Origin of the sequence: Brevibacillus sp. HB1.4B (assembly GCF_013284285.1) — a bacterium.
Taxonomy (GTDB): domain Bacteria; phylum Bacillota; class Bacilli; order Brevibacillales; family Brevibacillaceae; genus Brevibacillus; species Brevibacillus porteri.
Genome location: NZ_JABSUT010000001.1, coordinates 321722 through 342363, shown reverse-complemented (window position 1 = coordinate 342363; position 20642 = coordinate 321722). Strand labels below are relative to the sequence as shown.

Sequence of the window (20642 nt, the reverse complement as noted above, 5' to 3'; positions counted from 1 at the left end):
GATCAAGCTCGTACTGGCTGCGTCAAAAACGTTAATGCAGACAAGGCAAACAGCTGGGTGGATTCCACCAATTGGTCAATAGCTACGTACTCATCTGCATGATGAGGGATGTGGCGATCACCTGCGCCTGTCGTCAAAATAGGAATGCCGGCCTTGTGCAGGAAGGTTCCATCTGTCGCACCCGGGACGCCATTATATACCGGCTCTTTTTTTGTGATTTCCCGATAGGCGTTCGCAACGGAAGTCACAACTTCTTCATGCATGCCAGTCAACGTCCAAGGGCGCTCTTCGATTACTTCCAGAGTAGCCTTGAACTTGTCATCCTCTTTGCCTAGTTCCTCTAATATGACACTGATCTCTTTATACAGCTCTTGGTGGTCCTGCCCGGGAACCGTGCGAATATCAAGTGTTGTCATGCATTGATCGGGTACGACGTTGATTTGGGCGTCTCCTTTGACCGGTGCCTGCAAAATCGTCGGAGTGATACTCGGCCACCCCAACATTGGATGCTCTCCCAGACGAGCCATTTCCTTTCGTTCCAGCTCTTCTAACGCCACGATGGCGCGTGCCATCCTGGTGTTCGGATTGATGCCCGTCAGTGGCATAGCTCCATGCGCCATCTTGCCAAACGTACGAAGAATTGCTCGCATGGCTCCTTTTTGCGTGATGCAGAGCTGATTTTCTTCCGGTTCGCAGATAATCGCCGCATCGACGTTATTGGCCCAACCGCGACGAATGAAATCTTTGATCCCGATCATCATGCTCTCCTCATCGCAAGGGATGCACAGGAGGATTTTGCCTGTAAAAGACTGTTTGGATCGTTGGATAGCTTTGACGGCACATATCGCGGCGGCCAGATTACCTTTTGTGTCACAAGAGCCACGCCCGTAGATACGCCCACCAGATATTGTTCCACCAAAAGGGTCGTAGCTCCAAGCATCCCGATCCCCTTCTGTTACGACATCTGTATGGGCTTCGAATAAAAGCGTTTTGCCAGGCTTGCCCGAATCGTAAAAGGCGATGACATTCGGTCTGCCTGGAACAACCTCTTCATAGAAGACCTGCAAACCCATGTTACGAAGATAATCGGCGACAAATAGCGCTACCCGCTCTTCATTCGCTCCTGTCTGATCGGGACGAAACACACTTGGAATTCTAACTAGCTCCTGCGTTAGGCGTACAACTTCCTGCTCGTCAACAAAGGATATCACCTGATTCATCCGCCAATCCTCTCCTCTGCATCCAAATATGTTACACCTACCCCTGGAAGTAACTGCGATAAGATGGCAGTCCCCCTGCTTCCTCTGCGTGCTTAACCGCTTGAATGACGGCTTCTGCCAGCACATCTGCGGACAACGCGCCCACCAAGTCTACACTCGCCTCTACTTCGCCTGTTGCTACAGCAAAGATCGTGTCGCCATCGTACATGGTGTGAATCGGACGGATTGTACGGGCAAGCCCGTCATGAGCCATTTGCGCTACTTTGTTTGCTTCTGCTTTGGACAAGTGAGCATTGCTGGCGACTACGGCAATCGTCGTGTTCGTACTTGGAGGGATCGGAGCAAAAGCTTGCTGGCGCAGTATCTCCATGCTATCCCGAATGGTTCCCTGTTCATCTCTCGGCCCGGCTATGATCGTCCCTGACTGCGGATCTACGACATGACCGACCGCATTTACAGCGACGATTGCACCTATGACGAGTCCATTGGGTAAAATCACCGAAGCTGTGCCTAACCCGCTCTTCATCGCATTCCCAAATCCATTTAGCTTGCCTACTGTCGCACCTGTACCTGCACCTACGTTTCCTTGTGCTACTTTCTCATGGCTTGCTGCCTGTGCTGCCTCATAGCCCATTGGACGATCGGGACGAACCCGATAGTCGCCTACTGCCAGGTCGAACAAAACTGCTGCTGGAACGATAGGAACGACGCCATAGCCAACATCCAGTCCGATGCCATGTTCCTCCAAATACTGCATGACACCTGTAGCAGCATCCAAACCGTATGCACTGCCACCCGAAAGGCAAATCGCATGGACGACACTCACCAGATTGACAGGGTCCAAGAGGTCCGTCTCGCGGGTGCCCGGGGCGGAGCCCCGGACATCCACGCCGCAAACAGACGGCTTTTCTAGCATAATTACACTGCATCCCGTTAATGTTTCTTCGTTTTGTGCATGCCCGACGAGAACGCCGGGTACGTCAACAATCGTTCCGGTCATTATAAGTCTCCTGAAATTTTTGATTTTTGCCTACCTGCTGAGCCCAATTTCTTCCAAGCCGCAACGACAGCCAATGTAACAATGACCGAAACAATTGCTTCTGGCAAGCCGTTCGTGATTGCAACTGTGGTCGCTACGCCGAGGGTCATGTATCCTCGAATGACGGCCATGCCCAGTACCAGGATCGTGTTTGTCATCGCCCCAATAAAGCCAGCGGCACCAATCGCCAAGTACTGATTGACGTTTTTCAAACCAACATAGGTCAAGTAAGCAGTCACACCGATGAACAAACGTGGCAGGATGGCTACAAGAGGGTCTTTAAAAAGCGGAACGGTGGCATTTAAGAAAGAAGAGACTCCAAATATAAGGCCAATGATCATACCAACGCCCCAGCCCTCCATTATGCCCCCGATCACAGCCGGGATGTGCATAATAGTGGCATTGCCCGCTGCTGTCGGAACCGGAATGTAGCCGAGACGTGTCACCCCGAGCAAAATCGCTATCGCGCCCAAAACGCCTGCAATGACAATCTTGCGAACGGTCAAGCCTTTTTCCATGCATACTCCTCCTTTTACGAGTTTTATGTGGAATGCCCTACTCGGGCGAATTCCCGCTAGTCTCCCTTACCAAGGTATGGCGAGCATGACGGCTGAAATGACAATACTCACGATCAGCGCGACGTAATCTTTGCCTACAGCCTTGTATTGGGTGTATCTGGTCCGTGCAGCACCTGGTGTGTAGCATCTGGCTTCCATTGCCAAAATCAAATCTTCTGCTCTGGAGAGCGCCACATTAAACAGCGGGATGATGATGGGAAACATGTCTTTTGTTCGCTGAATGATCCGCCACCATTCTCCTGTACCGAAATCTGCACCACGGGATGCTTGTGCTTTCATCATTTTTTCCATTTCCATCGCGAAGGTAGGTACAAAGCGCACAGCAATCGTGATGATCAAAGCAAAGGCATGAACCGGAAACTTTACTTTTTCTAATGGCCCCAGCAATCGCTCCATTCCGTGTGTAAGTTCCGTCGTCGAAGTGCTGAGCGTGAGGACACTCGATAAGAAGATTACTTCTACAAAGCGTATGGCAGACACGATGACGAGGCGTACACTCTCACTCGTGATCGTGATGAAGCCGTATTTCAAATAATCGGTTCCGCCATTGACAACCTCCCCGTAAAATAGCAGCTGCATGATCGCCAAAATCATGATAAAGGGGATAGCGGGCTTGATCCCGGATATACCGTAATGCAGGGGGATTTTCGAGATTTGAAACATCCAGATACAAATGGCTAAAGCAAACAGATTCCCCACGTATGTATCGCAGATGGCAATCGCTAAGATGAGGATGACAAAAGCACCCAGCTTGAAACGAGGATCGAGACGATGAACGACCGAAGCAGTGGGTAAATATTGACCGATGGTAATATTGCGCGTCAATTCAAATTCTGCTGACATGTGGACCCCCTCCTTAGCGGTTCATCAGTTTCAAAATTTCCATCGCTGTCTCTTCGGGTAAAAAAGCGCTAGGATCGATGCTGTAGCCCTGCTCACGAAGTCTGTATAAAATATCTACCGATTCCGGTGTGCCGATATGATGCTGCCGCAGCAATTCCTGATTGCCAAAAATTTGTCTTGGTGTCCCTTCACAGACTGATTTGCCGTTTGCCATGACGTAGACACGATCAGCAAGCTTGGCGACCTCTTCCATATTGTGTGAGACGAAAATAACCGTTAGCTTTTCTTCCCGATTGAGACGGCGGATGCGCTCCAATAGCTCATGACGAGAGCGCGGGTCCAGTCCTGCTGTTGGCTCGTCAAGTACGAGAACCTTGGGTTGCAAGGAAAGGACGCCAGCTAATGCCACCTTGCGTTTCTGCCCGCCACTTAAGGCAAAAGTCGGACGGTCTTTCATCTCCTGGAACGAGAGGCCAACTAAGTCCATCGCCCACTGTACACGTCGCCGCACTTCCTCTAGAGGGAGCCCCATCCGAAAAGGTCCGTAGGCTACGTCATCACCGACCAGTTTTTCGAAAAGTTGATCCTCCGGGTTTTGAAAAACCAGTCCTACTTGTCTACGCAACGTACGAATATCGATCTTGGGTGAAGATACGTCCATTCCATTGATGATGACCGTACCGGATTGCGGGCGAATCAGGCCGTTAAAATGCTGGATTAACGTCGATTTTCCCGATCCAGTATGACCGATAATGGCCAAGCATTCGCCTTCTGCCACCTGGATGCTTACCTGGTCGAGGGCCCGATGTTCGAGAGGCGTTCCGTGCATGTAGACATGAGATAGATTTTCCACGTTTACGATCGGTTGCGTCATGAACCACTCGCCTCCGCTTGTCTGACGTATAAACGATTAACCTCCGCGACAACTTCCTCATTGTGGATGAGATCAGGTGTAAATTCGTGATATTCGGAGTGAACGAGATGAGCAATTCGGCTCGCGTCTGGAACATCCAGATGAAGCTCGCGAAGTCTTTCCTGATGGGAAAATACTTCACGTGGAGTACCCTCCAATACGATCTTGCCGCCCTCCATTACGATGACGCGATCTGCTTCTGCTACCTCTGACATGTGATGGGTCACGGTGACGATCGTCATTCCTTCGCGATGCAGCTTGCGAACGACTGCTAGTATATCCTGTCTACCGTAGCTGTCCAGCATACTCGTCGCTTCGTCCATGACGAGGCATTGTGGCTTCATCGCCAATATCCCCGCAATGGCGATCCGTTGCTTTTGTCCACCAGACAAATGATGAGGCGGTCGATGGCGAAAGGCACTCATTCCTACTGCCTCTAGGGCAAAATCCACTCGTGTTTTCATCTCTTCTGCAGATGTCCCTATGTTCTCCAATCCGAAGGCCACATCATCCTCTACAATCGTCGCGACAATCTGATTGTCCGGATGCTGAAAAACCATCCCGACACGGCTCCTCACTTCATGAATTCGCTGTTTTTCACGCGTGTTGATTCCATTAACGATGACATCGCCATCGTTTGGAGTCAAAATTCCATTGAGATGCTTAGACAGCGTTGACTTACCGGACCCATTATGACCGATGATGGCGACATACTCTCCTGGAAACACTTCTAGGGAGACATTTTGCAGAACAGGAATTTGTTGATCTTGGTTAACCTGATAGGCAAACGAGACATTTTCTACACGAATAATCGGTTGTGGTGTCATGCTCTCCCCTCGCCTTTTCGTAAAAGTCGTAAGCGTTGTGTCCTCCATAAATAAGCAACTACCATGCCAAATGAATATGTTTTTAATTTTCTGTAAATTAAACAAGTAACGGAGCCACTCTGTTGCAAACATGCATCGCTGATGTTGCAATTGCATCAATTTCTACAATCTTTCGTAGCGCTTCATTTTTCTCCACAGCGTAGACCGATCCATTCCCAAAATTTTCGCCGCTTCTCCCTTGTTTCCCTTCGTCTCCGCCAAAACCTTTCGGATGACTTCTGCTTCTCTCTCTTCTTGATCTCGGTAAGATTGCCGCTGATACAGCTTCTTGGCAAAAAAAGCAGTGTCCTCCTTGCCAAGCGCGTCATTCTTACAAAGCAAGACCATTCTTTCCACCACGTTGCGCAGCTCTCGTACGTTACCTGGCCAGTCGTATTGTTTGAGAACGCGGAAAACGGCCTCTTCTACTTTCAGATGCCTTTTATTTTCCCGTTCCTTGATCTCTCCAATGATCGATGCCACCAATAGCGGAATATCTTCAATTCGCTCTCGTAAAGCAGGCAGCTCTAACGTCAGCACATTCAATCGGAAGTACAAGTCTGAGCGAAACTGCTTTTCCTCTACCAGTCGTTCCAAATCCCGATTCGTTGCCGCGATAATTCTCACGTCGACAGGGACGATGCGCTCCCCGCTGATTCTGCGGACTTTTTTCTCCTGCAAGATACGCAAGAGCAACGCTTGGATCGGGATCGACATCTCTCCGATTTCATCGAGGAACAGCGTGCCTCCGTGTGCCAATTCAAACAGCCCTGGCTTTCCGCCTTTTCGCGCGCCAGTAAAAGCGCCCTCCTCGTATCCGAACAACTCGCTCTCCAATAAATTGCCAGGGAGCGCCGCACAGTTAACCGGGATGAAGGGCCCAGTTGCACGCTGGCTGCTCAAATGAATTCCTTGGGCAAACAACTCCTTGCCAGTTCCAGTCTCCCCCTGAATGAGAACCGTCGCATCTGTCCGTGCAAATGTTTCCGCCCATACCTTCGCTTCGCGGATCGCAGATGATTCTCCCACGATATCCTCCAGGCGGAATTTGGCTTCCAAGCCACTCTCCATGCTCTGCTTGCGAATGCGCATCTCCATTTTTTGAATGTCGGTGATCTCTTTAAAAGTGGACACCGCTCCCACGATTTCACCCTTTACGACAATCGGCAAACGGTTGATGATAATTTGCCGATTCAGGATCGTCGCGATATCCCCTCTCTCTTTTTTTCCCGTTGCCAAAATTCTCAACATATCTGAATTGGGAATATAACGGGTAATTTTTTGTCCCACGATATTGCCTGGCAGACCGAGTATTTCCATCGCGTTTTTATTGACCCCGATAATAATGGAATCCCGATCGACCGCGATGATGCCGTCATGGGAAGCGTCCAGAATCGCCTGCATGTGGATGTCATGGATCATTTGCCTGGCTCTCCTTCCTCGGCATTCTCAAGCATGACTGCTACTTCTGGTGCTGGCCTTCTTGCCCGTCGCTTTTTTCGTTTCTTTTTCCGTAAAATGAAAATGGACAGGAGCATCAGCGCGAGGATGGCGAGCTCGATTGGTTGTGCCAGCTTAGCAGAAGTCCAGCCACTCATGCCCAGCAAGTGAAAGATGACGGCTATGTAAAGGAAGATCGATGCTAGATTTTGAGCATTCACCTGTTTCACCTCTGTATTTTCTCGTTAGTGAAAGAATGCGGCAATCACTTTATCGTTGATCCCACTCTTGGAGTAATAATGAACCGGCTTTCCTTGTTCTTTTGCATACGCAATTTCCTTGCTTGTACTGCTTCCAATATAGCCCTCTACATCGATGACAAAAATCTCGTCGGACAAATCGATTTTTCGAAAGTGAATGTCAGTGAGTAGATCTGCTTGCTCCTGTGATATCTCAAAGCCCTCGCTCTGTTCAAAAAAAGCTACGCTCATCACGATGTTTCCTTGGAGAGTCAAATACGTATTCGCCTGCTCAAATTCTTTTTTGAATTTTGTAGACCCGCATAGCGTGATGATTTTCATTTTGAATCCCTCTTCCTATGGCTTGCATTTTTCGTAATAATCTGACTGGGCTACTACGAAAAACTCCCATGGAGCCGTGACCATAGCTCCACAGGAGAGTTGGTTCTTGTTGTCTTGCGATTAGATAGGAAGCAGTTCTACAGACTCTTTGCTCTCCAAGTCTTTCACCATGTCGAGCCATGCTTGTGGCTTTTGTGGAAGCACGGCGTAATAACGCTTCAAGAACGTGACGATCAGATCCGCTTCGAGGGTTGTTTGCTCTTCGTTTGTCGGCATGAAGCCCAGATCAAGTCCAGATACCGCTTCCCCGTCATTTTGCCAGGACGGATGTACATAGGTAAAGCTCGTACGTTTGTAGCCGAGATGGGAGAGCACTTCACGGCGTACAAATGGGTCCATTGGCTTGATCCCGCCAAAGCTGTGTTCTTCCACACGGTACGGGTCGTAGATTTCTGCAAACATCCCGTACAGCTCCTTGCCGTTTTCAGCAGCCAGAGCGAGCAGGTCCTTTTGACGCTCTCTGGCGAGGAATCGGCCCACTCCGAGACCTTCTTGACCAATGATCGTGAAGTCTGTCATGGCTACGTTCATGTCTGTGTAATAACGGTATTCGGTAGCGCCCACAACTTCTCCTTCGTGTACAGCTACAAATACACGAATACCCGGATCTTCCAGCGGTTCTTTCCACAGATCGTACTCCAATACTTCCTCAGGCGGGAAAACCTCTTGCATCAAACGGTGCATCTTCGCAAACAGCGGATTGTCAATATGTTGAATACGTACGAATTCCATCAGTCATATCCCCTCTCGATCGATTATGTCGGATAAACGCCCTACAGATGCTGCTGAAATGGATTTTTCCATTCCATGAGTGTCGCGTAGTTGCGAGATTCCTCATCTTCCAAATAATTCGCCACGACCTGAACAGGAGTACGACCGCAGCGCATGAGAAATGTAATCACCGGGTCTCTTACTTCCCCTGTTAGAACACGCTCCAAATACTGCTCAGGTGTCCATTGGTCTGCATAACGTCCATATCCTGGCATGCGACCTCCGCCGAGCAATCTGCGCAGTCCTTTTTGTACTACCAGCTCATACATCGCTTGCATCATCTGTTGACCCAATCCCAGCTTGCGGAAGCTCGGACGAATGCAAATATCTACGATGTACAGCGTGTCCCCTTGCGGATCGTGATTACGGATATAACCGCTATCCGTGACATCCTCCCACTTATGCTCGGGGTGAGCCGGATCAAACCTCACGAGCAACCCTGTCATCGAACCCGCCAAAATCCCGTCTACTTCTACACAAATAGCACCTTCTGGGAACAGCGTAATATGGTTCATCAGCTGCTCCTGGTTCCACCATAACTCAGACGGGAACGGCGGGGGAAAGCTCTCCGCCTGGATTTGGATCAATTCGAAGAAGTCTGCATGATTGTAGTTGCGTATGACGGCTTTGCGTGGCTTGTTCCCTTCAAATACATACAGCTCTTTTCTGTACATATTCATCCTCCTGCTGTCCTGATCACGATGGAATGCTTTACTTCCAGTCTGTATACAAATCGGTACGGCGGTCGCGCCACGTTGTGACGGAGCCTTTTTCCCGCACGTCGTATAGCAATTGGATATCCAGGTCAGCGGTTACCATCATGTCGTGGTTGATTTCCCCTTCAGCAAGAATGCCTCGCGGAGGGAACGGAACATCGTTTGGCGTCAAGATCGCCGCTTGTCCAAAGTTCGCTCGCATGAAATCAACTGTCGGCAGCGAGCCTACGGTTCCAGTCAATACGACATACACCTGGTTTTCAATCGTCCGGGCATGACTGGTATAACGTACGCGGTGGAAAGCGTGGCGATCATCCGTGCAAGATGGGCAGAAAATGACGTCTGCGCCCCGTGCTTTGGCGATGCGCACCCACTCAGGGAACTCGATGTCGTAGCAAATAATCATCGCGACTTTCCCTTTATCGGTCTCAAAGATTTGCAACGAGTCGCCAGCCCCCATGTTCCAGCCTTTTACTTCCCATGGCGTGATATGGATTTTTTTCTGCTGGCCTACACGTCCATCCGGGTAAAACAGAAAAGCCGTATTGTAAAGCTTGCCGTTTTCCTCGATGATGTGCGTTCCACCAATCAGATACATCTCGTATTTGGCAGCGAGGGAACGAAACAGCTCGACATATCGGTCCGTGAATGATGGCAATGCCGTAATCGGCAGCGCATTGCCCTGCTCGTCTCCAATCGACATGAGTTGAGTCGTAAACAGCTCCGGGAAAAGGAGAAATTCTGTGTCGTACTCTTGTGCGTTTTTCACGTAGTGCTCAACTTGATTGGCGAAGTCTTCAAAGCTATGTATGGTATGCAGATGATACTGCACAGCGGAAACACGCATTTTCATGCCATTCTTCCTTCCTCAAACGTGATAAGAATCTCTAAGAATAAAATATATCAAAAACAGCCTGTAAAGTCTCGTCATTGGCTGTATGAAAAAAGTCGCCTATCCACTTAGACGGGCGACTCTCTCTCTTATTGGTTGGTGCTCATCCGCAAAACGGTTTTGTAGAGCAGCTCTGTTCCCAGTGCTACGTCTTCATAGGCTGCATATTCTTGCGGATTATGACTGATACCGTCCTTGCAGCGGACAAAAATCATCCCGTAATCACAAACGTAGGAGAGTGCCAAAGCGTCATGGAAAGGACCACTCATCAGCTCGCGCACAGAGGCACCAAGCCTGCTGCTCTCCTCGTGCATGATTGCCTTAATCCAATCGGCACAGTAACGCGGGTCACTATTCGTATCTTCCGTAATGGTATATTGCAATCCACCTTCTACAGCGGCTAGCTCAATCGCCTCGCGCAACGCTTGTTCGCGCTCATCGCGACGCTTCAAATCGATATCCCGCAAATCAATCGAAAAACGCACCCGCTCTGGAATGATGTTGCGCGAATCCGGGAAAACCTCCAAGTGACCGACTGTACCGACTGTTGGCGCTTGTGGATCGAGCTTTGCCAGCTCGTTCACAGCCAAAATTACTTTTGCTGCTCCGACAAGGGCATCCTTTCTCATCGGCATCGGTACAGAACCAGCGTGCCCGGCAAAGCCAGTCAGCTCGACCGTCCACCACAAAGGCCCTGATATCGCAGACACGATTCCAATCGCTTCTTTCGCATCATCGAGAATCGGCCCCTGCTCAATATGCAGCTCCAGATAAGCACCGATGCTGTCTTTTGGATAAATAGACGCTTCCAGACGATCAGGGTCGCATCCAAAATCACTCAGTGCTTGCCTGCGTGTGATCCCGTTTTTATCCGTCCGCTCCAAGTCCGTCGGATCCAGCATGCCGAGAATGCCTTTGGAACCAAACAGTCCTTTTTGAAATCGGCATCCTTCTTCGTCACAAAACGCAACGACTTCAATAGGCTGTGCAGGCATGAGCCCTTGTTCACTCAACGTCTGGACAACCTCCAGCCCGCCCAATACCCCGATCACACCATCGTACTGACCGCCGTACGGCTGCGAATCGATATGAGAGCCAATCATCAAGATCGGAGCTTGATCATCCTTCCCCGTCATCCGACCAATCAAATTGCCGAAGTCATCGATCCGCGTCTGAAGACCTGCTTCTTCCATCCAGCTACGCACCAACTCTACGCCTGCCCGATCTTCAGCAGACAAAGCGAGTCGACATACACCCGTTTCACCTATTTTCCCGATTTGCGCCAATTGCTCGATTCGTTTTTGCAGTCGTTCTTCATTGATCGCTAGCTTTCTCGCCTTTACGTTCATGCTTGTAAAACCTCCTCATCTTGGCGTTGATAGACGAACTCCCCATCGATCATCGTTTTGTCTACGCGCAGCTCTTTGATACGATCTACCCGCGTTGCCAAAATATCGCCGTCCAGCACCACGAGATCAGCCAGCTTCCCAACTTCAATACTCCCTTTGATCCCCTCCTCAAAACTGGCGTACGCTCCGTTCCAAGTAAACATGCGAATCGCCTCCATGATGCTGACCCTTTGATTTGTCCCCACATCCTGACCTGTTTTACTCACTCGATTAACGGCAGTATGAATCCCAATCAGCGGGTTGAAATCAGTCACGGGACTATCCGACGCTCCTGCCGTAACGATCCCCGCGTCGAACTGATCCCTCGCCGGAAACATATGTCCGACACGCTCTCCGATGTTGGTCACATACGAATCACCGTAATCGTAGATAAAAGCAGGATTCGGGATGGGTACGACGCCTAGCCGAGCCATTCTTGCCAGCAGATCAGGCGCAGATACACCAGCATGTTCAATTCGATGTCGGTGGTTCTCGCGCGGATGCGCTTCTAGTGCCGATTCAAAGCATGTCAGCAGCATGTCAATCGCTCGATCTCCCTGGGCATGAGCGGTAATTTGAAAACCTTTTGCATGTGCCTCTCCCAAAATGGTATTCAACTCGTCCTGTTCATAGTAGAGAATTCCATAATCATCTGGTCGGCTGGTGAACGGTTCACGCATGGCCATCGTGGGCGCAATGCTTGCCCCATCTGTAAAAACTTTCGCGGGTCCGATACGGAACCGAGCATTCCCCGTACCCGTTACCATCCCTGCATCGACCATCTTTCGGACAAAATCATCGGATTGATTCAGCGCACAAATCATTGCGTAGATGCGAACTTTCACGTCACCTTTCTGTACCGCTTTTTGCATCGCCCGATAGTTCTCTGGACCATATCCTCCCGCATCGTGGATGCTCGTAATCCCCGCAGCAACAAAGTCTTTCGAAGCTAATCGCAAACCTTCGATATACTCTACTTCTGTAAAAGCCGCTTTTTCAAATAGGTTCATATGTGCCGTTTCGATGAGGAATCCCGTTAGCTCACCATCTGCATCACGATCAATACGTCCACCTTGGGGATCGGCTGTCTCTCTGTCGTAACCCGCTAAGGCAAGCGCTCTGCTGTTTACGACAGAGTGATGAGCGCACGTCCTCATGACAAAAACAGGATGCGCTGTCGTCACTTCATCCAGCTCGGCGATTGTCGGATAGCGTTGCTCGATCATGAGATTTTCATCGAAACCACATGCTCTCACCCATTCTCCTGCTGGTGTTTTTGCCGCTTGTTCTTTCAGTGCGGTGAGCAGATCATCAATCGACCTGATCCCTCTCGCTTTGCAATCGACTCCCAGTTTGTTCGTACCGTAAATCGTAATATGCAGATGGGCATCGATGAAGCCGGGCAATAGACTCCTCCCTTGCAAATCAATGACGTTTGTATGTGATTGAATCAACTGTTTCACATCTTCACTAGACCCGACAGCAAGAATGCGATTCCCTCTGACAGCCACTGCTTCTGCCACCCGATTCTCATGATCTATCGTGATCACCTGTCCATTGAGAAAAACCATATCTGCCATATAACTGCCCCCTTTAGGAAATGAGTATTAAAGAGTGGGTGTCCCTTCTGTGTTTGCCGCATGACGATTGAGTGCAAAAAGATTCTTCGTCAAAAACGTCACAGTAAACATCACGACGAGATTGACTAGCAATGCCACGACACCAATGTTCAAGTCTTTGACAACGGCTGGCCAATTCGGGAGCATAGTCGCTATCGTCACTTGGAAAATCGTCACATACGCAACAGTTGACACCCCACATAAAATCCCGGCAAACGCACCGTATTTATTTACCCACGGCTTGGCAGGAAGACTAAAAAGCAATGCCGGGAATAACTGTGTGACCAAGCTGTAGCCCATTAATAACAGCGTTACGAGCGTATCTCCCCCACTCATTGCAAAATACAGCGAGATCAACGAGATGACAGGCACTAACCATTTGGCAATGCGGGCGATTTGTGCGTCAGATGTGTGCGGAGCCATGACTTTGTACACATTTTTCGCCAAGAGCGTTGCCCCTGTCATCAATAGCATGGAGCCTGGTACGAGCGCAGTTAACAAGCCTGCTGCTCCAATGATCCCGACTACCCACGGATCGAATGTTTGCAACGACAGACGGAGCAAGGACAAATCACCGTCCGCCCCTTTTAATCCGGGCACTTGCAGAATCGCCGTAAAGCCGACAAAGAGCACAAACAACAGCATCAAGGTATAGAGCGGCAGCATGATTGTATTTTTGCGGAACACATTTGCATTTTTCGCTGAAAACACGGAACCGAACGTATGCGGCCACATGTAAAATCCGAACACCGTGACCAGCACCGTTGAAATATACCAGGAAATACTTAATCCCTCCTTAGGGAACGTCAAGAAACCAGGATTGGAAGCTTGTACGGCTTCAAACATCGGTTGGATACCCCCGTAATAATGAAACGGAAGGTAAAGCCCGAGGAAAACGACGACAAAGAAAATCATGATGTCCTTGATCGCAGCCGTCCAAGCCGAACCGTGAATTCCTGAGATCATGACGTAAATGGTCACAGCAATGACTCCGATCCATATCGCAGCAGCAGGCGAAATCGAGCCATAGGATGCTTCCGACACGATGATCCCCAAGCCTTTGAATTGGAGGACGAGATACGGAATAATCGCAATGACTCCGACCGCTGCGACCAAAATGCCGAGTATCGGACTATTGTATTTGCTTACAAAAAAATCGGATTGGGAGACGAGCTTGTGCTCTTTGGCATACCGCCAAATAGGCGGCAAGAGCCAGTAGGAAATGACATAGGCGAGGGAAATGTAAGAGAGAACGTAATAAGAAGGTGCCCCTTTGGAGTACGCCCAACCACTGCCTCCCAAAAAGGTGAATGTCGTATAAATCTCGCCTGCTACCAGCAAGAAAATAAAGATCGAACCGAATCCTCTGCCGCCAACGGTCCATTGTTCCATATTCATGTCTTTCCCTCGTTGCGCACGAATACCGGAGTAGAAGGACAGCAATAAAAAGGCAAAAATAATGATCAAGGCAATATTCATTGGCCGTCCTCCTTCGTAGCAGGGTCGATTTTGTTGAGGAATGCCATGATGACGGAAGTTAAGACAACCCAGAGAACGATCCAAAATAGGACAAACGGCATGCCTAATACGTAAGGCTCTACCCGATTCACAAACGGAATTCCTCCTAGCATCCCAATGAACGGCAGTACTCCTAGCCAATCCCTCGCTTTCATACGACTCCCCCCAGTTTGCTCGATTTGTCCCATTGCCTGTACACATCCTGGACATGTACATTATTATTATCTAAAAATTCAAATACTTCCTTTGTTCACATGACTAGAAAATGGAACGGTGTTTTGTACAAGTAGCTAAAAGATGATGAAAGCATGGTGAGCGTAATGATTACTGTCCGTGAGCTCATACTAGTTGGTGGCTTTGATGAATCGTCAGTGCTTGCAGGCGCGGACTCTTTAGAGAATGAACTGCTGGGCGTCACCTCGTTTGATTCTCCCGATGGCCACAGGTGGCTGCGTGCTGGTGAATTCGTTCTGACGACAGGTTTTCCATTTCTCTCTCAGCAAAAAACATGTACGAAACGGCTGATAACACTCATCGATGAGCTAGTCACCATCGGCACCCCCGGGCTTGCCATCAAATTAGGTCGGTACATCGAGGACCTTCCTGAAGCTGTTCTCTCCCACGCTACGAAAAAGGCATTTCCCATCCTGTCCTTTCCGATGAATAAAGCTTGGTCGGATGTCATCGTGCCAGTCGTTCAATACATCAATGACAAACAGCGCATCGAGCTGGACAGAACCCATGCCATTTATGAACGGTTTCATCACTATTTAACGGGAGGAGCTCCGATTTCTACTTTGACAGATTTACTGTCCGATACCCTTGATGCTCCTGTATCCATCCATGTCCCCCAGCATAAATGGAAATGGGATTCCTCGCTTGGTTCGTTCCCAGGCGATGATTCATTGGACAAGCTATACGGTCAACGCGCCCCAATTCGACTAACGCAAGAGCCTCTTAGCAGACTAAAAGAAGGCATCCATGTCCGGTGGCTTCTCCACGACCAAATCGTGCAGGGAACCATCATCATTAGACAGCGGGAGCGTGATCTTTACGCGTGGGAAAAAGTCGCCATCGAGCAAAGTGCTGCCCTCTTGTCACTTGAAATGCAGCGACAACGAGCCATCCAGGAAACATTCCAGCGTTTTCGCAATGATTTTTTGCAACAACTCGTCAGTGGCCAGATCGTCTCACATGAAATGCTCATGCGAAAGGCGGATGAAGTTGGCTGGGAGTTGTCCGATCACTATATCGCGATGATCGTAAGCTCCTCCCCTCATGACAAAACCGGCATGGAACTTTGGCAAGAAAACCATCATCTTCTGAACGCGTTGCACAGCTTTTTTTCCTCAAATGAGGCGATTCTGTATGGTTTGGATCAGGAAAATCGTGTCCTCTTGCTCGTACCTATGCCTATTCATGCCCCCACTGAACCGCTCTCGCAATGGCTGCAGGAACAGTGCTTAAAGACGGTCACCAAGCAATTGGATCAACCCGTCTTTGCAGGAATTGGGCGATATCATCCTGAGCGAGAAGGCATCGTTCGTAGTTATCGGGAAGCGCTGATCAGCTTGCGAACTGCTCTCCATTCTACAACCCCAGCCAACGTCTCTTCTCTTCACATCAAAAGCTACCACGACTTAGGACTTGAGCGAATCATGTATGCAAACGATCCAGCGACAGAAGCCCAAACGTTTGCAGAAGAATGTCTGGGCAAAATTCAAAGCTATGATCGAGAAAAGAACGGACAGCTCTTGCAAACCTTGCAAGTGTTTTTGCAAGCGGATGGGAATTACGCGGAAGCCGCGCGTCGTTTGTATGTCCATAAAAATACAATCAAATACCGCATCCAGCTCATCCGAGAGTGGACTGGATTGAATGCGGAAAACGGGCACGATCAAATGCTTCTGCGCATCGCCATAACTGCACATGTCATTGGGCATCGCCTTTAATCTTGGTATAATGAATGGGAAAGCCAGGTAGGAGGAACAACAGATGAATGAATGGTTGAATAAACCCGTGAAGACGATACAGAGACCAAAGAAACGAGGCACGGTAGAATACATAGATGACCAGTATATCGTGGTGTTCTTTACTTCCCCCCGAAAAGAGCGCGTTGTTTTCTCTAGCAAGGAAGCCTTCCTTACTAAAATCGAATTCGTGGAAGACCCCGTAACATGAGAAAAAGCCCCTGACTTCTGCACGATTTGTGCGAAGCCAAGGGCTTTTTATATGTGCGTAGGCAGCTTACGCGTAATGCTCATCACGCAGGCGTTTGATTTCATCGCTCTCCAGATACTCGTCATATGTCATCATTTTATCAATGACACCCTTCGGCGTGAACTCAATGACCCGGTTCGCAATGGTTTGAACGAACTGGTGGTCATGAGATACGAACAGAAGTGTACCGTCGAATTCAATCAAGCCGTTATTCAATGCAGTAATGGATTCCAAATCCAAGTGGTTCGTCGGTTCGTCCATGATCAATACGTTGGCACTCGCCAGCATCATCTTGGACAGCATGCAACGAACTTTTTCTCCCCCGGACAATACGTTTGACTTTTTCAGCGCTTCATCTCCAGAGAACAACATGCGACCGAGGAATCCACGAATGAATGTCTCGTCTTGATCTTTGGAGTATTGGCGCAGCCAGTCAACCAGGCTCAAATCGGAGCTAAAGTACTCCGCATTGTCTTTTGGGAAGTACGCTTGGGAAGTCGTAACGCCCCATTCGAAAGAACCGCTATCAGGCTGAACTTCGCCCATCAAAATTTGGAAGAAGGTTGTTTTCGCCAGCTCATTTGGTCCGACAAAAGCAACTTTGTCCCCTTTGTTGATGGTGAGGTGAAGGTTTTCAAACAGTTTTTCGCCTTCAATCGTCTTGCTCAAGCCCTCGATGGCTACGAGGTTTTTACCCGCTTCACGCTCTGGCTTGAAGTTGATGAACGGATACTTACGGCTGGAAGGACGAATGTCTTCCAACGTAATTTTCTCCAACAGCTTTTTACGCGAAGTCGCCTGCTTGGACTTGGAAGCATTCGCAGAGAAACGCGCAATAAACTCTTGCAGTTCCTTCATTTTTTCTTCTTTCTTCTTATTCTGGTCACGAACCATTTTCAGTGCCAATTGGCTGGATTCGTACCAGAAGTCGTAGTTACCCACGTACATTTGGATTTTGCCAAAGTCAATATCCGCAATGTGCGTACACACCTTGTTCAGGAAGTGACGGTCATGGGATACAACGATGACGGTGTTTTCATAATCCGCCAGGAAGTTTTCCAACCAACGAATCGACTCGATGTCCAAGTGGTTCGTAGGCTCATCGAGAAGCAGGATGTGTGGATTACCAAATAGGGCTTGCGCCAACAGAACACGTACCTTCTCCGTACTAGAGAGGTCTTTCATCTGCTTGTCGTGCAAGTCAGTCGGGATACCAAGACCGATCAGCAAGCTAGCTGCATCTGCTTCGGCCATCCAGCCGTTCAGCTCTTCGAATTCTCCCTCCAATTGGGACGCGCGATTGCCGTCTTCCTCAGAGAAATCTTCTTTCATGTAGAGAGCGGTCTTCTCTTCCATGATCTCGAACAGGCGCTTGTGGCCCATAATTACCGTTTTCAACACTTCGTACTCGTCGAATTCAAAGTGGTTCTGCTTTAATACAGCGATACGCTCGCCCGGTGTCACCGAAACGTGACCACTCGTCGGATCGATCTCTCCGGAGAGGATCTTCACGAAGGTAGACTTCCCTGCACCGTTCGCACCGATGAGGCCGTAACAGTTACCTGGGGTAAACTTAATGGATACATCTTCAAACAGTGCGCGCTTACCGTAGCGCAGCGTCACGTTCTGAGTGCTTATCATCGTCGCAATACCTGCCTTTTTTGAATCGTTCAAACACTTATCTTACCAGAGATGACCTCATTTTGCAAAAGGTAAACGATTTCGCACACAGCAAAAATCACTTGATTCATGAAAATCCTTTTCACAGGGAAAACTACCATGGCAATCCAATGGGAAGGAGGCAAAGAAATGTCCAAGCAAAACGGTGTCAAAAATGAGATGGGAAAGAAAGAAAACCCTTCGCAAACCCGTAGATCGAACACAATTAGCAAAGAACAGACACGCTCCAAGCAACGTGGCGAGTAGAGAGTGCCTCCAGCAAAAACCGGCCTGCGGCAAATGCAGACCGGTTTATTTGCAATCAATCGGATCAAACACTGGCCTGCAACGGAACGAGTGAAGGGCGATGTGTCTGTAGAGGCTGTGAATCCACATAGATCGATACATTGTGCAACGTCACATACACAATGCTCTCCTCTTCTACGTTCAACTCCATAAAACGCTGCCTGCTCATCTCTGCCTCAAAAACTTCATCCGTGTCCAAACGTTTCAGGTCCAGGCGAACGATCGGACCCAAGAGCGAAATATGGTTAATTTCGGCCTGAACAGATCTGGCAGACTTCCCCTCTGGCGGTCGCAACGATATCTCTACATCATGTGGTCGCATGTATCCAACAGCGGGAGCCTCCACCGCTTTATCCTTCCAATCTGTCTCGAACTCTGCTTCGCCGAGCTTGATTTTGCCATTTTGGATTCGTCCGTGAAACAAATTGACCCGCCCCAGAAAGCTGTACACAAACGGATTCGCCGGATGGTGATAAATTTCTTCGGGCGATCCTACCTGCTCCACTCGCCCTTCATTCATCACAACTACCTGATCCGCCAATTCCATCGCTTCCTCCTGATCGTGCGTGACGAACAGAATCGTCAGCCCGAGCTTCCCGTGCAGATGACGGAGCCAGCGACGCAGCTCCTGTCTCACTTTCGTATCCAAAGCGCCAAACGGTTCATCCAGCAGCAAAAATTTTGGTTCCACTGCCAATGCCCTCGCCAATGCGACACGTTGGCGCTGACCACCGGATAGCTGTGAGGGATAGCGATGTGCGAGACCTTCTAGCTGAACGAGCTTTAACAGCGAATGAACCTTTTCACTGATTTCCTCCTTGCTCGGTCGTGTTTTGCGGGAGCGAACGGACAACCCAAACGCAATGTTGTCAAAAATGTTCATATGCCGAAACAAGGCGTAATGCTGAAAAACAAATCCAACCTGCCGCTCGCGCACGTCGCGATTCGTATTATCCTCTCCGTGAAAAAGGATGCTTCCCTCCTGCGGTTGTTCCAGTCCAGCGATGAGACGCAAAAGCGTCGTCTTTCCCGATCCGGAAGGCCCGAGAAGTGCTACGAGTTCGCCTTCCGGGATATGCAGATTCACATTTTTCAACGCCGTAAAGCTTTTATATGACTTCGTAATGTTCACTACCTCGATACTCATCCGGCTCTCTCTCCTGTCACGTCGTAGTGTTGTTCCTCATCCAGCTTTGCTTGCCGCTCGGTTTTCCACTCGATCAAGCTTTTCAGAATAAGCGTCACCAAGGCTAAGGCAGCAAGCAAGGTGGCTACCGCAAAGGCAGCAGCGAATTGATATTCGTTGTAGAGAATCTCCACATGCAACGGGAGCGTATTGGTCATGCCACGGATATGACCGGAAACGACGGATACTGCCCCGAATTCACCCATGGCGCGGGCATTACACAAAATGACCCCGTACAGGAGTCCCCATTTTACGTTTGGCAGCGTGACGCGTAAAAATGTTTTCCAGCCGCTTGCTCCGAGCGAGACTGCTGCTTCCTCCTCGTCTCTTCCCTGTGCTTCCATGACCGGAATCAGTTCACGAGCGACGAACGGGAAGGTAACAAAGGTGGTCGCCAGCACGATACCGGGAACTGCGAAAATGATTTGTAAGTCCCATGCCGCAAGCAAGGGCGCCGCCACACCTTGACTCCCAAACAAGAGGACAAAGATTAGACCCGCAATGACTGGAGACACGGCAAATGGCAAGTCTATCAACGTAAGCAACACATTTTTTCCCGGGAACGAAAACTTGGCTATTGCCCATGCTGCAGCGATCCCGAACGTCACATTCAGCGGTACACTAATGGCAGCGACAAGCAAGGTGAGCTTGACAGCGGATAACGTTTCCTCCTCTGTAATGGACGCCACGAACACCTCCGCCCCTTGCCGAAACGCTTCTGTAAAAACAGCTACTAGCGGTAGGATCAAAAACAAGCCGAGGAAGAGCAAGGCCACGATAATCAGTGTCCATCGGATATAGGCCGGCTCCGTCAAATGCTTCATACG

The 20642-nt window shown here is 49.4% G+C and carries 21 protein-coding genes; 2 read left to right on the top strand and 19 right to left on the bottom strand.

The genetic code is table 11. The features are described 5' to 3' along the window. Positions 1 to 2: 2 nt before the first annotated feature. The 16 genes from HP398_RS01825 to HP398_RS01750 all read right to left on the bottom strand — a co-directional run bounded on the left by HP398_RS01825 (position 3) and on the right by HP398_RS01750 (position 14599). The gene (locus HP398_RS01825) at positions 3 to 1220 is read right to left on the bottom strand and encodes a M20 family metallopeptidase (protein ID WP_017248214.1); all 1218 of its coding nucleotides are present in this window, start codon (positions 1218 to 1220) and stop codon (positions 3 to 5) included. Positions 1221 to 1257: 37 nt separating this feature from the next. After that, a complete protein-coding gene (locus HP398_RS01820; RefSeq protein WP_173621643.1) occupies positions 1258 to 2220 on the bottom strand; it encodes a P1 family peptidase in 963 nt (320 codons plus the stop codon). Then, complete coding sequence (locus HP398_RS01815; protein ID WP_017248213.1) at positions 2220 to 2777, bottom strand: ECF transporter S component; 558 nt, start codon at positions 2775 to 2777, stop codon at positions 2220 to 2222. The genes HP398_RS01820 and HP398_RS01815 overlap by 1 nt, the downstream gene beginning before the upstream one ends. A gap of 66 nt (positions 2778 to 2843) precedes the next feature. Next, positions 2844 to 3680 (bottom strand): energy-coupling factor transporter transmembrane component T family protein, encoded by an 837-nt coding sequence (locus tag HP398_RS01810; RefSeq protein ID WP_173621642.1) that lies wholly within the window; start codon positions 3678 to 3680, stop codon positions 2844 to 2846. Between the two features lie 13 nt (positions 3681 to 3693). Then, entirely contained in the window at positions 3694 to 4554 is an 861-nt protein-coding gene (locus tag HP398_RS01805; protein WP_173621641.1) for an energy-coupling factor transporter ATPase, read from the bottom strand. Beyond that, positions 4551 to 5420 carry an energy-coupling factor transporter ATPase gene (locus tag HP398_RS01800; protein ID WP_017248210.1) on the bottom strand — a complete coding sequence of 290 codons (870 nt, stop codon included), beginning with the start codon at positions 5418 to 5420 and terminating at the stop codon, positions 4551 to 4553. Before HP398_RS01800 ends, HP398_RS01805 begins: the two co-directional genes overlap by 4 nt. Positions 5421 to 5582: 162 nt before the next feature. After that, positions 5583 to 6881, bottom strand: a complete 1299-nt coding sequence (locus HP398_RS01795; RefSeq protein WP_017248209.1) for a sigma-54 interaction domain-containing protein — start codon at positions 6879 to 6881, stop codon at positions 5583 to 5585. Continuing rightward, on the bottom strand, positions 6878 to 7120 hold the full coding sequence (locus HP398_RS01790) for a hypothetical protein (protein WP_017248208.1): 243 nt from the start codon (positions 7118 to 7120) through the stop codon (positions 6878 to 6880). The genes HP398_RS01795 and HP398_RS01790 overlap by 4 nt, the downstream gene beginning before the upstream one ends. Positions 7121 to 7144: 24 nt before the next feature. Continuing rightward, positions 7145 to 7480, bottom strand: coding sequence for a DUF4406 domain-containing protein (locus HP398_RS01785; RefSeq protein WP_106835931.1), 336 nt, complete (start codon positions 7478 to 7480; stop codon positions 7145 to 7147). A gap of 120 nt (positions 7481 to 7600) precedes the next feature. Next, positions 7601 to 8272 (bottom strand): GNAT family N-acetyltransferase, encoded by a 672-nt coding sequence (locus HP398_RS01780; RefSeq protein ID WP_017248206.1) that lies wholly within the window; start codon positions 8270 to 8272, stop codon positions 7601 to 7603. A 41-nt stretch (positions 8273 to 8313) separates the two neighbouring features. Continuing rightward, on the bottom strand, positions 8314 to 8985 hold the full coding sequence (locus tag HP398_RS01775; RefSeq protein WP_026043051.1) for a GNAT family N-acetyltransferase: 672 nt from the start codon (positions 8983 to 8985) through the stop codon (positions 8314 to 8316). Positions 8986 to 9022: 37 nt separating this feature from the next. Beyond that, complete coding sequence (locus HP398_RS01770; RefSeq protein WP_017248204.1) at positions 9023 to 9880, bottom strand: carbon-nitrogen hydrolase family protein; 858 nt, start codon at positions 9878 to 9880, stop codon at positions 9023 to 9025. A 128-nt stretch (positions 9881 to 10008) separates the two neighbouring features. After that, positions 10009 to 11268: a M20 family metallo-hydrolase gene (locus HP398_RS01765; protein WP_173621640.1), complete on the bottom strand. Its 1260-nt coding sequence runs from the start codon at positions 11266 to 11268 to the stop codon at positions 10009 to 10011. Beyond that, positions 11265 to 12887 carry an amidohydrolase gene (locus tag HP398_RS01760; RefSeq protein ID WP_173621639.1) on the bottom strand — a complete coding sequence of 541 codons (1623 nt, stop codon included), beginning with the start codon at positions 12885 to 12887 and terminating at the stop codon, positions 11265 to 11267. Before HP398_RS01760 ends, HP398_RS01765 begins: the two co-directional genes overlap by 4 nt. Positions 12888 to 12914: 27 nt before the next feature. Next, positions 12915 to 14405 (bottom strand): sodium:solute symporter family protein, encoded by a 1491-nt coding sequence (locus HP398_RS01755; RefSeq protein ID WP_173621638.1) that lies wholly within the window; start codon positions 14403 to 14405, stop codon positions 12915 to 12917. Next, positions 14402 to 14599: a DUF3311 domain-containing protein gene (locus HP398_RS01750; RefSeq protein ID WP_026043050.1), complete on the bottom strand. Its 198-nt coding sequence runs from the start codon at positions 14597 to 14599 to the stop codon at positions 14402 to 14404. The genes HP398_RS01755 and HP398_RS01750 overlap by 4 nt, the downstream gene beginning before the upstream one ends. A 153-nt stretch (positions 14600 to 14752) precedes the next feature. Here HP398_RS01750 and HP398_RS01745 point away from each other — a divergent pair, with 153 nt between their 5' ends. Further along, positions 14753 to 16396, top strand: coding sequence for a PucR family transcriptional regulator (locus HP398_RS01745; RefSeq protein WP_254475777.1), 1644 nt, complete (start codon positions 14753 to 14755; stop codon positions 16394 to 16396). A gap of 43 nt (positions 16397 to 16439) precedes the next feature. Further along, positions 16440 to 16625: a hypothetical protein gene (locus HP398_RS01740; RefSeq protein ID WP_173621637.1), complete on the top strand. Its 186-nt coding sequence runs from the start codon at positions 16440 to 16442 to the stop codon at positions 16623 to 16625. Between the two features lie 66 nt (positions 16626 to 16691). On the opposite strand, the gene HP398_RS01735 is transcribed toward HP398_RS01740, so the two are convergent. The 3 genes from HP398_RS01735 to cysW form a co-directional block, all read right to left on the bottom strand. Next, positions 16692 to 18305: an ABC-F family ATP-binding cassette domain-containing protein gene (locus HP398_RS01735; protein WP_069845498.1), complete on the bottom strand. Its 1614-nt coding sequence runs from the start codon at positions 18303 to 18305 to the stop codon at positions 16692 to 16694. Between the two features lie 349 nt (positions 18306 to 18654). Next, positions 18655 to 19776: a sulfate/molybdate ABC transporter ATP-binding protein gene (locus tag HP398_RS01730; RefSeq protein ID WP_017248196.1), complete on the bottom strand. Its 1122-nt coding sequence runs from the start codon at positions 19774 to 19776 to the stop codon at positions 18655 to 18657. Beyond that, a complete protein-coding gene (gene cysW, locus HP398_RS01725) occupies positions 19773 to 20639 on the bottom strand; it encodes a sulfate ABC transporter permease subunit CysW (protein ID WP_017248195.1) in 867 nt (288 codons plus the stop codon). The genes HP398_RS01730 and cysW overlap by 4 nt, the downstream gene beginning before the upstream one ends. Between the last annotated feature and the right edge of the window lie 3 nt (positions 20640 to 20642).

Bases quoted from the DNA above. Each gene is read 5' to 3' on its own strand.
- HP398_RS01740 (WP_173621637.1), top strand. From the start codon at position 16,440: ATGAATGAATGGTTGAATAAACCCGTGAAGACGATACAGAGACCAAAG.
- HP398_RS01810 (WP_173621642.1), bottom strand. From the start codon at position 3,680: ATGTCAGCAGAATTTGAATTGACGCGCAATATTACCATCGGTCAATAT.
- HP398_RS01760 (WP_173621639.1), bottom strand. From the start codon at position 12,887: ATGGCAGATATGGTTTTTCTCAATGGACAGGTGATCACGATAGATCAT.
- HP398_RS01755 (WP_173621638.1), bottom strand. From the start codon at position 14,405: ATGAATATTGCCTTGATCATTATTTTTGCCTTTTTATTGCTGTCCTTC.
- HP398_RS01785 (WP_106835931.1), bottom strand. From the start codon at position 7,480: ATGAAAATCATCACGCTATGCGGGTCTACAAAATTCAAAAAAGAATTT.
- HP398_RS01795 (WP_017248209.1), bottom strand. From the start codon at position 6,881: ATGATCCATGACATCCACATGCAGGCGATTCTGGACGCTTCCCATGAC.
- HP398_RS01825 (WP_017248214.1), bottom strand. From the start codon at position 1,220: ATGAATCAGGTGATATCCTTTGTTGACGAGCAGGAAGTTGTACGCCTA.
- HP398_RS01745 (WP_254475777.1), top strand. From the start codon at position 14,753: ATGGTGAGCGTAATGATTACTGTCCGTGAGCTCATACTAGTTGGTGGC.
- HP398_RS01800 (WP_017248210.1), bottom strand. From the start codon at position 5,420: ATGACACCACAACCGATTATTCGTGTAGAAAATGTCTCGTTTGCCTAT.
- HP398_RS01775 (WP_026043051.1), bottom strand. From the start codon at position 8,985: ATGTACAGAAAAGAGCTGTATGTATTTGAAGGGAACAAGCCACGCAAA.
- HP398_RS01735 (WP_069845498.1), bottom strand. From the start codon at position 18,305: ATGATAAGCACTCAGAACGTGACGCTGCGCTACGGTAAGCGCGCACTG.
- HP398_RS01805 (WP_173621641.1), bottom strand. From the start codon at position 4,554: ATGACGCAACCGATCGTAAACGTGGAAAATCTATCTCATGTCTACATG.
- HP398_RS01750 (WP_026043050.1), bottom strand. From the start codon at position 14,599: ATGAAAGCGAGGGATTGGCTAGGAGTACTGCCGTTCATTGGGATGCTA.
- HP398_RS01765 (WP_173621640.1), bottom strand. From the start codon at position 11,268: ATGAACGTAAAGGCGAGAAAGCTAGCGATCAATGAAGAACGACTGCAA.
- HP398_RS01770 (WP_017248204.1), bottom strand. From the start codon at position 9,880: ATGAAAATGCGTGTTTCCGCTGTGCAGTATCATCTGCATACCATACAT.
- HP398_RS01820 (WP_173621643.1), bottom strand. From the start codon at position 2,220: ATGACCGGAACGATTGTTGACGTACCCGGCGTTCTCGTCGGGCATGCA.
- HP398_RS01815 (WP_017248213.1), bottom strand. From the start codon at position 2,777: ATGGAAAAAGGCTTGACCGTTCGCAAGATTGTCATTGCAGGCGTTTTG.
- HP398_RS01780 (WP_017248206.1), bottom strand. From the start codon at position 8,272: ATGGAATTCGTACGTATTCAACATATTGACAATCCGCTGTTTGCGAAG.
- cysW (WP_017248195.1), bottom strand. From the start codon at position 20,639: ATGAAGCATTTGACGGAGCCGGCCTATATCCGATGGACACTGATTATC.
- HP398_RS01730 (WP_017248196.1), bottom strand. From the start codon at position 19,776: ATGAGTATCGAGGTAGTGAACATTACGAAGTCATATAAAAGCTTTACG.